The organism is Leeuwenhoekiella aequorea, from assembly GCF_004104375.1.
Classification (GTDB): Bacteria; Bacteroidota; Bacteroidia; order Flavobacteriales; family Flavobacteriaceae; genus Leeuwenhoekiella; species Leeuwenhoekiella aequorea.
This window is the reverse complement of the sequence record NZ_QOVM01000003.1, coordinates 202705-215750: the sequence shown is the minus strand read 5'-3', so window position 1 is coordinate 215750 and position 13046 is coordinate 202705. Positions and strand designations below refer to the sequence as shown.

General features: G+C 35.7%; 12 protein-coding genes and 1 tRNA gene. 3 read left to right on the top strand and 10 right to left on the bottom strand.

Features of this window, described 5'->3' with window-relative positions:
* Nucleotides 1-33 precede the first annotated feature (33 nt).
* The gene (locus DSM00_RS08345; RefSeq protein WP_128757582.1) at nucleotides 34-1770 is read left to right on the top strand and encodes an ABC transporter ATP-binding protein; all 1737 of its coding nucleotides are present in this window, start codon (nucleotides 34-36) and stop codon (nucleotides 1768-1770) included.
* Between the two features lie 13 nt (nucleotides 1771-1783).
* On the opposite strand, the gene DSM00_RS08340 is transcribed toward DSM00_RS08345, so the two are convergent.
* The 9 genes from DSM00_RS08340 to DSM00_RS08300 form a co-directional block, all read right to left on the bottom strand.
* Nucleotides 1784-2938, bottom strand: coding sequence for a porin (locus DSM00_RS08340; RefSeq protein ID WP_128757581.1), 1155 nt, complete (start codon nucleotides 2936-2938; stop codon nucleotides 1784-1786).
* A gap of 249 nt (nucleotides 2939-3187) precedes the next feature.
* A tRNA-Arg gene (locus tag DSM00_RS08335) sits at nucleotides 3188-3261 on the bottom strand.
* A 138-nt stretch (nucleotides 3262-3399) separates the two neighbouring features.
* Nucleotides 3400-4269 carry a M57 family metalloprotease gene (locus DSM00_RS08330; RefSeq protein WP_128757580.1) on the bottom strand — a complete coding sequence of 290 codons (870 nt, stop codon included), beginning with the start codon at nucleotides 4267-4269 and terminating at the stop codon, nucleotides 3400-3402.
* Nucleotides 4270-4442: 173 nt separating this feature from the next.
* A complete protein-coding gene (locus tag DSM00_RS08325) occupies nucleotides 4443-4718 on the bottom strand; it encodes an ATP-dependent Clp protease adaptor ClpS (protein WP_128757579.1) in 276 nt (91 codons plus the stop codon).
* 25 nt (nucleotides 4719-4743) lie between these two features.
* A complete protein-coding gene (prmA, locus tag DSM00_RS08320; protein ID WP_128757578.1) occupies nucleotides 4744-5580 on the bottom strand; it encodes a 50S ribosomal protein L11 methyltransferase in 837 nt (278 codons plus the stop codon).
* A gap of 9 nt (nucleotides 5581-5589) precedes the next feature.
* Nucleotides 5590-6339 (bottom strand): triose-phosphate isomerase, encoded by a 750-nt coding sequence (gene tpiA / locus DSM00_RS08315; protein ID WP_128757577.1) that lies wholly within the window; start codon nucleotides 6337-6339, stop codon nucleotides 5590-5592.
* A gap of 197 nt (nucleotides 6340-6536) precedes the next feature.
* Complete coding sequence (locus tag DSM00_RS08310; protein WP_128757576.1) at nucleotides 6537-7613, bottom strand: ABC transporter permease; 1077 nt, start codon at nucleotides 7611-7613, stop codon at nucleotides 6537-6539.
* The gene (locus DSM00_RS08305; protein ID WP_128757575.1) at nucleotides 7610-9322 is read right to left on the bottom strand and encodes a BT_3928 family protein; all 1713 of its coding nucleotides are present in this window, start codon (nucleotides 9320-9322) and stop codon (nucleotides 7610-7612) included. The genes DSM00_RS08310 and DSM00_RS08305 overlap by 4 nt, the downstream gene beginning before the upstream one ends.
* Nucleotides 9323-9330: 8 nt before the next feature.
* A complete protein-coding gene (locus tag DSM00_RS08300; RefSeq protein ID WP_128757574.1) occupies nucleotides 9331-9879 on the bottom strand; it encodes a DUF1599 domain-containing protein in 549 nt (182 codons plus the stop codon).
* A 147-nt stretch (nucleotides 9880-10026) separates the two neighbouring features.
* On the opposite strand from DSM00_RS08300, the gene folP reads away from it, so the two are divergent.
* Nucleotides 10027-10854, top strand: a complete 828-nt coding sequence (gene folP, locus DSM00_RS08295) for a dihydropteroate synthase (protein ID WP_128757573.1) — start codon at nucleotides 10027-10029, stop codon at nucleotides 10852-10854.
* Nucleotides 10855-10945: 91 nt separating this feature from the next.
* Nucleotides 10946-11899 carry a calcium/sodium antiporter gene (locus DSM00_RS08290; RefSeq protein WP_128757572.1) on the top strand — a complete coding sequence of 318 codons (954 nt, stop codon included), beginning with the start codon at nucleotides 10946-10948 and terminating at the stop codon, nucleotides 11897-11899.
* A 60-nt stretch (nucleotides 11900-11959) separates the two neighbouring features.
* On the opposite strand, the gene DSM00_RS08285 is transcribed toward DSM00_RS08290, so the two are convergent.
* Nucleotides 11960-12976 (bottom strand): glutamine synthetase beta-grasp domain-containing protein, encoded by a 1017-nt coding sequence (locus tag DSM00_RS08285; protein WP_128757571.1) that lies wholly within the window; start codon nucleotides 12974-12976, stop codon nucleotides 11960-11962.
* Between the last annotated feature and the right edge of the window lie 70 nt (nucleotides 12977-13046).

Sequence of the window (13046 nt, the reverse complement as noted above, 5' to 3'; positions counted from 1 at the left end):
TTATAAAGCACTTTTGCTCCAAACAATAGCTATATGTCAAAAGAAAAAGTAAGCATTTTAAGTGCTTTTAAAACGATTATCTGGCCCAGAAGAAAGCTGGTATTTATTGGTTTAATCTTAATCGTGATTAGCAAAGCAGCTAGTTTTGTTGCTCCGTTATCTTTAAAATATCTAATGGATGATATCATCCCCAATAAAAAAGTAGATCTACTTAAACTACTTGTGGCTGCTGTAGGTTTTGCAATTTTAATTCAGGCTATCACCTCGTTTCTTTTAACAAAAATTCTAAGCGTACAAGCTCAGTATATGATTTCAGAGTTGCGTGCTCAAGTTCAAAAAAAGGTGCTATCTCTTCCTATTCGCTTTTTTGATAATACAAAATCAGGAGAATTAGTCTCTCGTATTATGAGTGATGTAGAGGGTGTACGTAACCTTATAGGTACAGGCTTAGTGCAACTAGTAGGTGGTACGGTTACCGCAGTTGTTTCGCTTCTCTTATTATTGCGTATTAGTTGGACAATGACGCTTTTTACTCTAGTACCATTAGCGGTGTTTGCATTGATTGCACTAAAGGCATTTAAAAAGATACGTCCCATTTTTAGAAATAGAGGGGTGATAAATGCGGAAGTAACCGGTAGACTTACCGAAACTTTAGGAGGTGTACGTGTTATTAAAGGATTTAATGCTGAAGAGCAAGAAAATAAAATATTTGAGGAGGGTGTAGAACGTCTTTTTCAGAATGTAAAGAAAAGTCTAACCGCAACTGCATTAATGACCAGTTCATCTACTTTTTTACTCGGTCTGGCAACAACTGGAATTATGGGAATAGGCGGTTATCAAATTATGACAGACCAGCTTACAATAGGAGATTTTCTTACGTTTACTTTTCTCTTGGGGTTAATGATTGCTCCTATTGTACAAATGAGTAATATAGGAAGCCAATTAACGGAAGCCTTGGCAGGTCTTGATCGCACCGAGGAACTCATGAATATGACTCCGGAAGCTGATGCGGATCTGCGTACAGAGATTTTGGAAAACTTTAAAGGTCATATAGTTTTTGAGAATGTTCGGTTTTCTTACGAAGAAAATAAAGAGGTTTTACATAATATAAGTTTTGAAGCAAAACCGGGGGAAGTTGTGGCATTAGTAGGTAGTTCTGGTTCGGGAAAAAGTACTATAGCAGGTTTAGCAGCAACATTTCTAAATCCGCAAGAGGGTGTTATTTCTGTAGATGGTCACGATATTACTAAAGTAGATTTAAATAGTTTCAGAAAAAACCTAGGTGTGGTTTTACAGGATGAGTTTCTTTTTGAAGGAAGTATTAAGCAAAATATTTTATTTCCAAGACCTCAAGCGACCGAAGAGGAGTTACAGGCTGCGGTACGTGCAGCTTATGTTAATGAATTTACAGATCGTTTTGAAGATGGCCTAGACACCTTAATAGGGGAGCGTGGAGTTAAACTTTCTGGCGGTCAGCGACAACGTATTGCAATTGCCAGAGCCGTTTTAGCAAATCCTAAAATTTTAATTCTGGATGAAGCCACTTCAAATCTGGATACTGAAAGTGAAGCGTTAATTCAAAAAAGTCTTGCAACACTTACCAAAGGTAGAACTACATTTGTAATTGCTCATCGCTTAAGTACTATTCGAAAAGCAGATCAGATTCTGGTAATTGAAAATGGTCAAATTGCAGAACGCGGTACACACGACGAACTTATCGCTTCTGAGGGGCGTTATCATAATTTGTTTACCTATCAAGCTCGCATTTAATAAATTCTATCTTTTATAGCAGAAGTAGCGGTGCTATAAAACCTATACGCACTTCATTCTTATTAAAACTAGAAGCTCCGAGTTCGTTAATGGCGTAATCCGAATAATCGTAATATCTTCCGATATAGGCAAAGTAAAATTTGACGTTGAGGTCTTTAAACGGACTGTAATAAACGGTTGGGATTATCCCATAGCTTGTTCTTATATGGTCTTTTCCCGTTTCGGCATTGTCGTAGGCGCTACTTGTCATCAAGGTCAGCAAACCTTCAAACTTAGGATTTATACGATACTTTCCTCTAAACCAGTTTTCGATATACGTCACATTTTCTGCAATTACTTCATCACTGGTTACGCTTGTTACGATGCCTTTTGTATCAATTTCTTCATAGCTGTAATGAAAATCATACATAAGAGTCAGGTTCTTATTCTCATACTTATTACCTAAAGTGAAAAACGTTGTGCCACGATCTTTTACTTCCGTAGAATGACTTAAACTGTAAATGGTTTCAAGTTTTCCGTCAAAGAAACTTCCGCGCCAGTTTCCCACAAATGATACCGGCCAGTCTGGTTCTTGTATATTTTCAGAAATGATATCTCCATAAAGATCCTCATATAAGGCTGTACGGGAATTTAATATTTGTACTCCAAATTTATGATTATCAAAAGCTTTGTACGACAAGCCAGCTCCAGTAACAAAGGCGAGTGCATTACCATATATATCATTATATTCAAGAACATCACGTGCTATAAACTCATACTCATAACCTCCGTAAAAAGCGGTCATTTTACCCAGATACATATTAAGCGAGTTACTTAATTTGACATCTATGTAGGCAAGTTCGATGTTACTTCCTAATCGATCGAGACTTTGTACATCACTATCTTTATTAAACCGATTTCTGAAATTAAATTTTAGCTTATCATTTATTTTAGCAGCAATTCCCAGAGCAGTAAATCCGTTTTCAAACTGAAAACCGTTGTAATAATTATCACCACCCCTAAATGTATATGCCTGAAAATCCATACGCATATCAAATGTGATATCTATATTTTTTAGTAAACCCGCTTTATTAATAGGGATTATAGGCTCATCCGGACTATCATCTTCTTGTGCAACCATTACCGAAACTGTAAATAGTAATATAAGATTGAATACGATTTTTGACATAGTATTTTTTAAGGATTTGCTCTTTCTGATTTGTATACGGAAACTGATTCATTCTTGCAGCAATGTATAGTGTTTGGGGCATTTTGAGGAAAATACTAAAATTTATTGAAAGCAATACTTACAATACTCTGAAGGATAAAAAAATTTAATTGGAAATAATAACCGAACAGTGACTAAGCAAATATTCAGATATCTTGTGATATGAAGTATATATAACAAAAAAACCACACTTAGAAAGTGTGGTTTTTGTGACCTTGCCAGGATTCAAACCTGGAACCTCCTGAGCCGTAATCAGGTGCGCTATTCAGTTGCGCCACAAGGCCTTTATTTTTGCAAAATTGAACCATATATTTGTCTCATTTTGCGGGTGCAAATATAAGTCTTTTTTAGATATCTACAAGAATAAATTAAAAAAAAGCCATTTAATTTTTAAATGGCTTTTCTAGGGGAATTAAATCTTTCTAGTACATGTTATTTAATGCCGTAATATCATTAGCATTAAATTCTCCGCTTGCACTTGAGCTAAAGCAAGATAACATAATAGAGGTAGAATCATAACCAGTTGGGGTTCCCGGAATATGATTTGCATCTCCACCTTCATTTACGTTGTCTCCACAGCTTTGTCTGCTAAACCAGTCTGTATGTCTAAAGCCTACAGAGTGACCTATTTCGTGTGTTAGTACATGCTCTACAACGTCTGTACTATAATTAGCAAGACCATAAATTTGTACATATTTATAAGGTAATCCATTACTTGGAAACCCGGCACTACCACCAGTTCCAGAAGGATTATTTACGGTATTGTTATAAACAACCATATCACGGCTCTGGTAACTCGTACCAAAGGTTAGGTTGAATGTTATAGATACACCACTCAAATTATTGTAGTTATCTACCGCCATTTGTAGTGCTGTACGTTCTTTAGAACTTAGAGCCTGGCTACCGCCGGTATAACCCACAATTGTAATTGTGCGGCCTTGACTAACCAGTGCAGATGTTCTGTACTGCTTGTCTGTGCCTTTTACACCTTTCTCTGCACTCTCAAGATTTACCATAGCTGTCAACTCTTCTGGAGTAACTACAATGTCATCTTCTAAAAATAAGCGCATTTCTGAAGTACCGTCGGGGAAAAAGAACGAATCCCACTTTACATATCTGGTATTCATTCCCAAAGTTTCTACTTGATCAAGGATCGCTTGTGATACTTCGAGTTCTGCAGCGGTTTCAGTAACAGCTACAACTTCTTCGGTTTTATCTTCAGAGCAAGAGGCAAGCACTAAAGAACAACCTAACCCAAAAAGGGCTACTTTTTTAAATGTGTTTGATAACATAGATTTGATATTTATTAATGATTTCTGAAAACTATTAAAAAATATCTGATAAACAATACCGTTAAACGTTAAATAATTGCATTTAATCGACTAAATCCATTTATCTACCGAATTATCTATAAGAAAAAAGCCTCCTGAACAAGGAGGCTTTTTATATTAAAATTCTGTTTTTTCTAAATAATTTCGGCGCTAAGTCCAGCATCTAAGAGAGCACTACATCTTGGCTCGAGGTATTCATAGCTGCCGGTTTTTACCGTACACTTACCTTTATAGTGAACAATAAGTGAGCATTGTTCTGCTTGTATAGGAGTATGCTCACACACGTGTATTAATGTTTCTATAACGTGATCAAATGTATTTACATCATCATTGTAAACAATGATTTCGTTATTTCTATCTTCCGCTTCGAGGACGTCAACTTCTTCTTGTACCTTTTCTTTAGTGCTCATATGCAAAAAGCTTAAATTCAGTATATTAATTTTTTACAAATTTACAAGCTACCCAATTATTTTTTTCAAAATTCATGATAAAATTTAGACCGTGTTGATTACAAACTTCTGTAATTGCCGGAATATCCTGAGTATAAAAACCGCTGAGTAATAGAGTTCCTGATTCAGTGAGGCAACTTGCGTAGGTAGGAATATCTGCTAAAAGTATATTTCTATTGATGTTAGCAATGAGCAAGTCATATTGTTTACCATCAATTAGTTTAACATCACCTTCAAATGCTTCAATAAATTCAACTCCGTTGCGGGCTACATTTTCCATCGTGTTTTCATAACACCAAGGATCAATGTCTATAGCTTCTACAGGTCGTGCACCTTTTAGAGCTGCCAAGATTGCCAGAATACCGGTGCCACATCCCATATCGAGCGTTTTTAATCCTTCTACATCCAGTTTAAGCAAATGCTTAATCATTAAATGTGTGGTCTCGTGATGACCAGTACCAAAAGACATTTTTGGTTCAATAACAATATCAAACTCGGTATCGGGTTTAGGGTGAAAAGGAGCCCTTACAGAGCAAATACCATCAACTTCAATAGGTTCGAAGTTTTTTTCCCATTCTTCGTTCCAGTTTACGGGCTCTATAAGGTTCACCGAGTAACTGATTTCGAATTCCGGATTTTGGAGTAAATAAATATCTTTTAATAAATCAGTTTTATCTAATGCAGAAAGAATATAGGCTTTAACGCCATCTTCAGTCTCATCAAAACTTTCAAAATCAAGTTCACTTAGTTCGGCAATGAGAATTTCTGCCCCGGGATTTACTGGATTTACTTTGAACTCGTATTCAGAATATGCTTCAGCCATTTATATATATTAAAATGCGTTTACAATAGCCATAAAGTCTTCAGCCTTAAGAGAAGCACCACCTATTAAACCACCATCTACATCTGGTTTAGAAAAAATTTCTTCAGCATTATTAGGTTTAACACTTCCTCCATAAAGAATGGTAACTTTCTCGGCAACATTTTCAGAATACTCATCTGCAATTGTTTTACGTATATATGCGTGCATTTCCTGAGCCTGATCTGGACTTGCTGTTTCTCCAGTTCCTATAGCCCAAACAGGTTCATAGGCTAATACAATATTTTCCCAGGCAGAAGCATCTAGATGAAACAATGCATTGCTAATTTGCTTGTGTACAACCTCAAAGTGCTCGCTAAACTTTCTATCTTTTAGTTCTTCACCAAAGCAATAGATAACTGTCATATCATTTTCTAGTGCAGTATTTACTTTTTCTGCAAGCAAATCTTCTTTCTCGTTAAAAAAAGCTCTACGTTCACTGTGCCCTAAAATTACCGTGTTAACGCCTATACTTTTTAACATACTAGCACTTATCTCACCAGTAAAAGCTCCTGAGTCTGATTGATGCATATTTTGTGCTGCAACTGTAATGTCTAGGCCTTTTACAGACTCAAATGCGCTGTATAGATTAACAAAAGGAGGAGCAATAATAACCTCAGCATTAGAAGTTTTTGCAATTTTTTTTAATCCTGAAATAAGATCTTGAGTTTCGGCTAGATCGGTATTCATTTTCCAGTTACCGGCTACGATATTTTTTCTCATGGTATATAGGTTTGTAGTTGTTGTATTTATATCTTTTTTAATCATTGTTCAGTAGCTAATTTAACAATAGTCACTTCCAGAATATGAAATTGGTTGTACGTATCAGCGTGGGAAATATCTCAAATAAAGAGATAGAAATATAGAAAAATGATAAGATATAAAAATAACGTTAGTCTATCTATTCTACAACATTTGCATTACTTAATACGGACTTTAGGATCTAAAAGACCATAAATAAGGTCGACAAGGATATTAATCAGAATAAACATTGTGGCAATAACTAAAACAGATCCCATTATTATAGGAAGGTCTAAAGTGTTTAACGCATCTACAATTTCTTTGCCCAGACCATTCCAGCCAAAAATATATTCAACAAATACAGCTCCGGCTAGCATTGAAGCAAACCATCCAGAGACTGCTGTTACCACAGGATTTAATGCATTTTTTATAGCGTGGCGCCAGACTATTTGCCATTTACTTAATCCTTTTGCTTGTGCAGTACGTATATATTCTTGATTATAAACCTCCAGAAGTGAATTGCGCATAAGCTGGATTACTACTGCCAGCGGACGTATACCTAAAACAATGGCCGGTAAAATTATATTTTTCCATTGTATGGTTATTGCTTCACCAAAATTATCCATCTCGTATAAACTACCCGTCATATTGAGATTTGTAAACTTGTGAAGTACATACCCAAACAGCCATGCAAAAAGAATAGCGCTAAAGAAACTGGGAACGCTCATTCCTAAAGTACTAATAACTTGGATGATTTTGTCTAGCCAGGTATCTCTAGCATTTGCAGATACGATACCTAAAAATATACCTAGAAAAATAGCGAGACTAATTGCGCTTAAAGCAAGTACAATCGTATTTGGTAAGGTTTCTGAAATAACATCTACAACTGTTTTGCCGGTTTTCTGAAAAGATTCTCTTAAGTAGGGTTCTTTAATAACAAGATTGTATTTATTTACTGTGATTAATGGGGTATACGTGTACTTTCCTGTTTTAAGACTTGTATAGTTTTTGGAATTTGTTGAATGCAATGAAAGCGGAGACAAATCATTGAGATAATAGATGTATTGCGTAATTACGGGTTTGTCAAAACCATATTTATGTTTAATAATTGCAAGCTGCTCGGGATCTTCATTTTGATCAAGCATCATACGCGCGGGATCTCCGGGAAGTACTGTAAATAATAGAAAAACGACTGTTATCACCCCAAAAAGGGTTAACAGGGCATACCATACTTTATTTAAGAAAAAGGAAATCAGAGTGTTTTAATATCAGATAATTTTAAAACTTTGTAGGTAGTTTTTTCACCCATTAATTCGGCTGCGTATTCCTCGATAGTACGATCAAAACCAGCATCTGCACGTCTCCCATTTACCCCCTCAGGTTCTTTAATAGGCCATATGAAAAAACCATTAGTTGCGGTTATCTGTGCTTGCGTACCATATATTTGTTCTTTATGTTGCTGCATAAGATACTTGTCCTCTAATGCAGCGACACGCGTCATTGGCAGCTCTCCCTTAGCCGCGGCTTCTTTAAATAAGTCGAGGTACTGATCTATGTGAATGGGATTATGTTCAATAACATCTATGGCAATAAGATTTGTAGGTTCGCCTACAATTGATTTACCCGGATACCCATAGTTATCTAATATATTTTTGACGACTTTTAAATTACTCGTATCGAGTAGCCGTTGTTTTTTCCATAGATCACCGGAATAATCCTCTTTAGTCAGCCCTAATTTTTGAGCGAGTGCTTCCCGTTTTTCGAGGTCTGTTTCTTGAAGTAAAGGACGATACAATTGATCGTATTTTGCAATACTATCAAGTCGGTTTTTTAAATCAAAATCGATATCGGCATTAGTAAGAGATATAGTTTGGAGTTCAATTTCTTCCGCATCGTTCCAATGTTTTTTCTGAAGAATAGTACCCTTATTTAACTTCAGAATTCCAGGATTGCTGCGTACAATCGTTTTTAAAACAGTAGCATCTGTAAAGTAAAATTCAAAGTTTAGATTTTGCTTTTCTAATAGATCATTAACTTCTGCTTCACCCGACGAGGTAAGGCCGATTACTGTATATCCCTTTTTAATAGCTTCATTGGTCAGTTTTTTTATAACAAGCCAGCCATTCCATTCGGTTTTATTTAAATCGTAGGCGATTACTACTATAACATTAGGAGCGCTTAAAAACTCTTCAGCATAATCTTCACCGTCTCTTTCAATAGTAAAATCATGAATAGGAGGGACGTAACCTTGAGATACTACTTCGGTATCTACTTCTATAAATGTACCTTCAGAAGCAGGATATTCTCCTTGAGTTGTGATTATTTTCTCTGTACCGTTGATATCAAATTTCCAATTATAATTAAAAATAGCTTTCTCGGCATCCTCAGGAACAGTCATTCCTTCTTTAATATTTACTCCAACTTTATAGGCCCTAAAGTCAAATACAGGAAGGTGCATTAACACGTAATACCCAAAGCTTAAACAACCTATAAAAGTAGCGAAGATCACAATTGATCTGCCAAAATTTGAAAAGAATGGCTGGATGTATTTTAAATTAAAAAATAAGATAAGAATTAAAATAAGTAAGACTACATCTTTAGAAAATGATTGCCAGGGAGTAAGTGGAAGTGCATCACCAAAACAACCGCAATCTGTAACCTTATTAAAATATGCCGAATAAAATGTGAGAAACGTAAAAAAGAGAATCATTAATAGCAAAAGCCACATAGTAGCTTTTTTATAATACCCTATAATTAGGGCAACCCCTAAAACCAATTCTACAATAACCAGGATTATGGCCAGCCCCAATGCAAACGGACTCATAAACTCAATGTTTAAAACATCTGGAGAGAAATATTCCTGTAGCTTAAAAGAGAAACCTACAGGATCATTGAGTTTAATAAACCCTGATATTATAAAAAGAATACCTACAAAAATTCGAATTACTCCAATTAGTTTTTTCAATGTTTTCTTTATTTAGCGGAATCTACCTCCATTAATATCAACGCGAAAACGGCATAATTTACCATATCTTGATAATTTGCATCTATACCTTCAGAAACTAGGGTTTTACCTTCGTTATTTTCAATTTGTTTCACACGCAGTAACTTCTGTAAAATAAGATCTGTTAAAGAGCTTATGCGCATATCACGCCAAGCTTCACCATAGTCGTGATTTTTATTCTCCATAAGATTTTTTGTTATGGCCACTTGCTGGTCATAACTTGCTAAGGCTTCATCAAGGCTTAGATCTGGCTGTTCTACAACACCTTTATCGAGTTGAATTAAAGCCATAATAGAATAGTTAATTATGCCTATAAATTCTGAAGCTTCTCCTTCATTAACTTTATGCACTTCATTCTGCTGAAGTCCGCGTATACGCTGCGCTTTTATAAAAATCTGATCGGTAAGCGATGGTAATCGCAATATGCGCCAGGCACTTCCGTAGTCACTCATTTTTTTTGAAAATAGATTACGACAAGTGGTTATAACATTATCGTATTGCGCTGAAGTTTGCTTCATTTATATAGATTAAATCCCAAGGATACTAATTAATAAGGAATAAAGCCTGCAAATTTTAATTCTGAAACATTCCTCAGGAATTAGGCTCATTCATTTTCCGTAAATTTCGCTTAAAATACGCAATCTAAAAAAACATAGTTCTAATTCATGAAAAGCATTAACTGTAAAGGAAAACTCATAGATCTTTCAATACCTCGCGTTATGGGTATTTTAAATATAACACCAGATTCTTTTTATGACGGCGGAAAGATTAAAAATGACTCAGAAATTTTAGGTCTAGCGGAAAAAATGCTTACCGATGGTGCGACATTTATAGATATAGGTGGATATAGTTCTCGGCCCGGCGCGACAGATATATCGGTAAATGAAGAGCTTGAACGTGTACTTCCGGTAGTAACATTATTATTAAAGAATTTTCCAGAAGTCATTTTGTCTATAGATACTTTTAGAGCTGAAGTGGCAAAAAAGGCAATTAAAGCAGGTGCGGCGATCATTAATGATATATCTGCAGGAGTTCTTGATGATCAAATGCTCAAAACAATTGCAGATTATCAAGTTCCTTACATTATGATGCATATGAAGGGTTCTCCTCAAACAATGAAAGAATTTGCAGATTACAAGGATGTGGTGCGAGAGGTACTTTTGTATTTTAGCGAGCGCATAGCTACTACCCGATCTTATGGCATTAACGATCTCATTATCGATCCGGGATTTGGATTTGCTAAGAAAATCTCTCATAATTTTGATTTATTAAGAAATACTGAAAAGCTGCAAATAGCAGATGTACCAATTTTAATAGGAGTTTCTAGAAAATCTATGATTTACAAAACGCTTGATACTTCAGCAGCAGATGCCCTTAACGGAACCACAGTTTTAAATGCAATAGCATTACAAAAAGGAGCTTCTATATTAAGAGTTCACGATGTGAAGGAAGCAGTTGAGACTGTAAAACTTTTAGATGCATTAAAGGGTTAAAAATATAAGTAAGCTAGTTATTTGAAAAGCATCGCAGATCAAAAAAGTGTTAGTAAGCGGTTATGTATCTTCGCGATTTTAAAAATTGTAAATGAGTATAGTATTTATTTTATTAGGTCTAACACTTCTAGTAATTGGAGGTGAGTTTCTTGTTCGTGCATCGGTAGGTTTATCATTTAAACTTAACCTCTCAAAAATGGTAATCGGACTTACGGTAGTTTCTTTTGCAACTTCTGCTCCAGAACTACTGGTAAGTTTACAAGCGGCTTTAGAAGGATATTCAGACATTGCCTTGGGGAATGTTATAGGGAGTAATATTGCAAATATTGGTTTAGTACTAGGTCTTACAGCAATTATTTCTACTCTTGGAATTGACCGCGATTTTTTTAGGTTTAATTGGCCGGTAATGGTTTTGTATTCTTTGGGCCTTTATCTCGCTCTGGTAAATGACAATCAAATTTCAAGGCTTGAAGGTGTTGTCTTGTTAGCTTCTCTAGTAATATATCTCATAGTTCTTATACGCAGAGCTAAAAATGCTAAACCCACAGAAGAAGGTCAGAACGACGAAATTGATGCTGGCCTTTCAACCACTTCTTATTTTAAAATTACGGTATGGCTACTTATAGGAGCCTTAGCATTATATTTTGGATCTGAATGGCTGGTGCGTGGAGCAAAAGACCTTGCGGAAATGGCAGGGGTGAGTGATTATGCGATTTCGGTAACGGTTATAGCTATAGGAACCAGTGTTCCGGAATTAGCTGCATCTATCATTGCAGCTCTCAAAAAAGAAAAAGCAATATCGCTTGGGAATCTTATAGGATCTAACATTTTTAATATAGCCTCGGTATTAGGACTTACTGCTTTAATAACACCTATACAGGTTATTGATCCTCAAATACTAGATACAAATATGTTTTGGTTACTAGGGTTTGCATTACTATTATTGCCGTTAGGATTACTTCCCCTGAAATTAGAACTAAACAGGTGGAAGGGATTTATATTATTTGCAGCATACTGTGTATTTATAGGAATGGCTTTTAGTTAAGGCCTTAAAAATAAAAATGCCCACATAAAGCGGGCATTTATTATATTTTCAGAAGGCAAATTATAGATGCTTTTCTGCTCCTTTTACAGTTTTTACAATTCTACCTGCAATACGGTAAGGATCACCATTAGAAGCTGGACGACGATCTTCTAACCATCCTTTCCATCCTTTTTCTACAGCGATAATAGGAATACGTATTGAAGCACCACGGTCTGATACTCCGTAAGAGAAATCACTTATAGATGCAGTCTCGTGTTTACCAGTTAAACGTTGATCATTGAACTCACCATAAACTTCGATGTGTTCTTTAACAAGAGGTCTAAAAGATTCACAAATTGTGTCATAAACATCTTTTGAGCCAGCAGTACGTAGCGTTGTATTTGAGAAGTTGGCGTGCATACCAGAACCATTCCAGTCCCCTTTAATTGGTTTAGGGTGAAATTCTATATAGTATCCATAATCTTCAGTAAGTCTTTGTAGTAAATAACGGGCAATCCAGATTTCATCACCGGCTTTCTTAGCGCCTTTAGCAAAAAGTTGGAATTCCCACTGTCCACTTGCAACCTCTTGATTGATACCTTCAAAGTTAAGGCCGGCATCAATACATAAATCTGCGTGCTCCTCTACAAACGCTCTTCCATGTGTGTTTTTACCACCTACAGAACAATAGTACATACCTTGAGGACCAGGGTAACCACCTACCGGGAATCCTAAAGGTAATTGCGTGCTTTTATCCATAATAAAATATTCCTGCTCAAAACCGAACCAGAAATCATTGTCATCATCATCAATCTGTGCTCTGTAGTTAGATTCATGCGGAGAACCGTCTGCATTTAAAACTTCAGTCATTACTAAATAACCATCTCTACGTGCAGGATCAGGATAAATTGCTACGGGCTTTAATAGGCAATCAGAAGATCCACCTTCAGCTTGCTTCGTTGAAGAACCGTCAAAAGACCATACTGGACAATCTTCTAGTTTACCACTAAAATCATCTTCAACTTTGGTTTTACTTCTTAGATTGGCAGTTGGAGAATAACCATCTAACCAGATATACTCTAATTTTGATTTGCCCATAATAAAATTAATTTTAAATTTTTTGAATTAAACTAATTACAAATATAACAAATCTTTAATATCTAGCATT

Bases quoted from the DNA above. Each gene is read 5' to 3' on its own strand.
- prmA (WP_128757578.1), bottom strand. From the start codon at position 5,580: ATGGCTGAAGCATATTCTGAATACGAGTTCAAAGTAAATCCAGTAAAT.
- DSM00_RS08285 (WP_128757571.1), bottom strand. From the start codon at position 12,976: ATGGGCAAATCAAAATTAGAGTATATCTGGTTAGATGGTTATTCTCCA.
- DSM00_RS08290 (WP_128757572.1), top strand. From the start codon at position 10,946: ATGAGTATAGTATTTATTTTATTAGGTCTAACACTTCTAGTAATTGGA.
- DSM00_RS08345 (WP_128757582.1), top strand. From the start codon at position 34: ATGTCAAAAGAAAAAGTAAGCATTTTAAGTGCTTTTAAAACGATTATC.
- DSM00_RS08325 (WP_128757579.1), bottom strand. From the start codon at position 4,718: ATGAGCACTAAAGAAAAGGTACAAGAAGAAGTTGACGTCCTCGAAGCG.
- tpiA (WP_128757577.1), bottom strand. From the start codon at position 6,339: ATGAGAAAAAATATCGTAGCCGGTAACTGGAAAATGAATACCGATCTA.
- DSM00_RS08340 (WP_128757581.1), bottom strand. From the start codon at position 2,938: ATGTCAAAAATCGTATTCAATCTTATATTACTATTTACAGTTTCGGTA.
- folP (WP_128757573.1), top strand. From the start codon at position 10,027: ATGAAAAGCATTAACTGTAAAGGAAAACTCATAGATCTTTCAATACCT.
- DSM00_RS08300 (WP_128757574.1), bottom strand. From the start codon at position 9,879: ATGAAGCAAACTTCAGCGCAATACGATAATGTTATAACCACTTGTCGT.
- DSM00_RS08330 (WP_128757580.1), bottom strand. From the start codon at position 4,269: ATGTTATCAAACACATTTAAAAAAGTAGCCCTTTTTGGGTTAGGTTGT.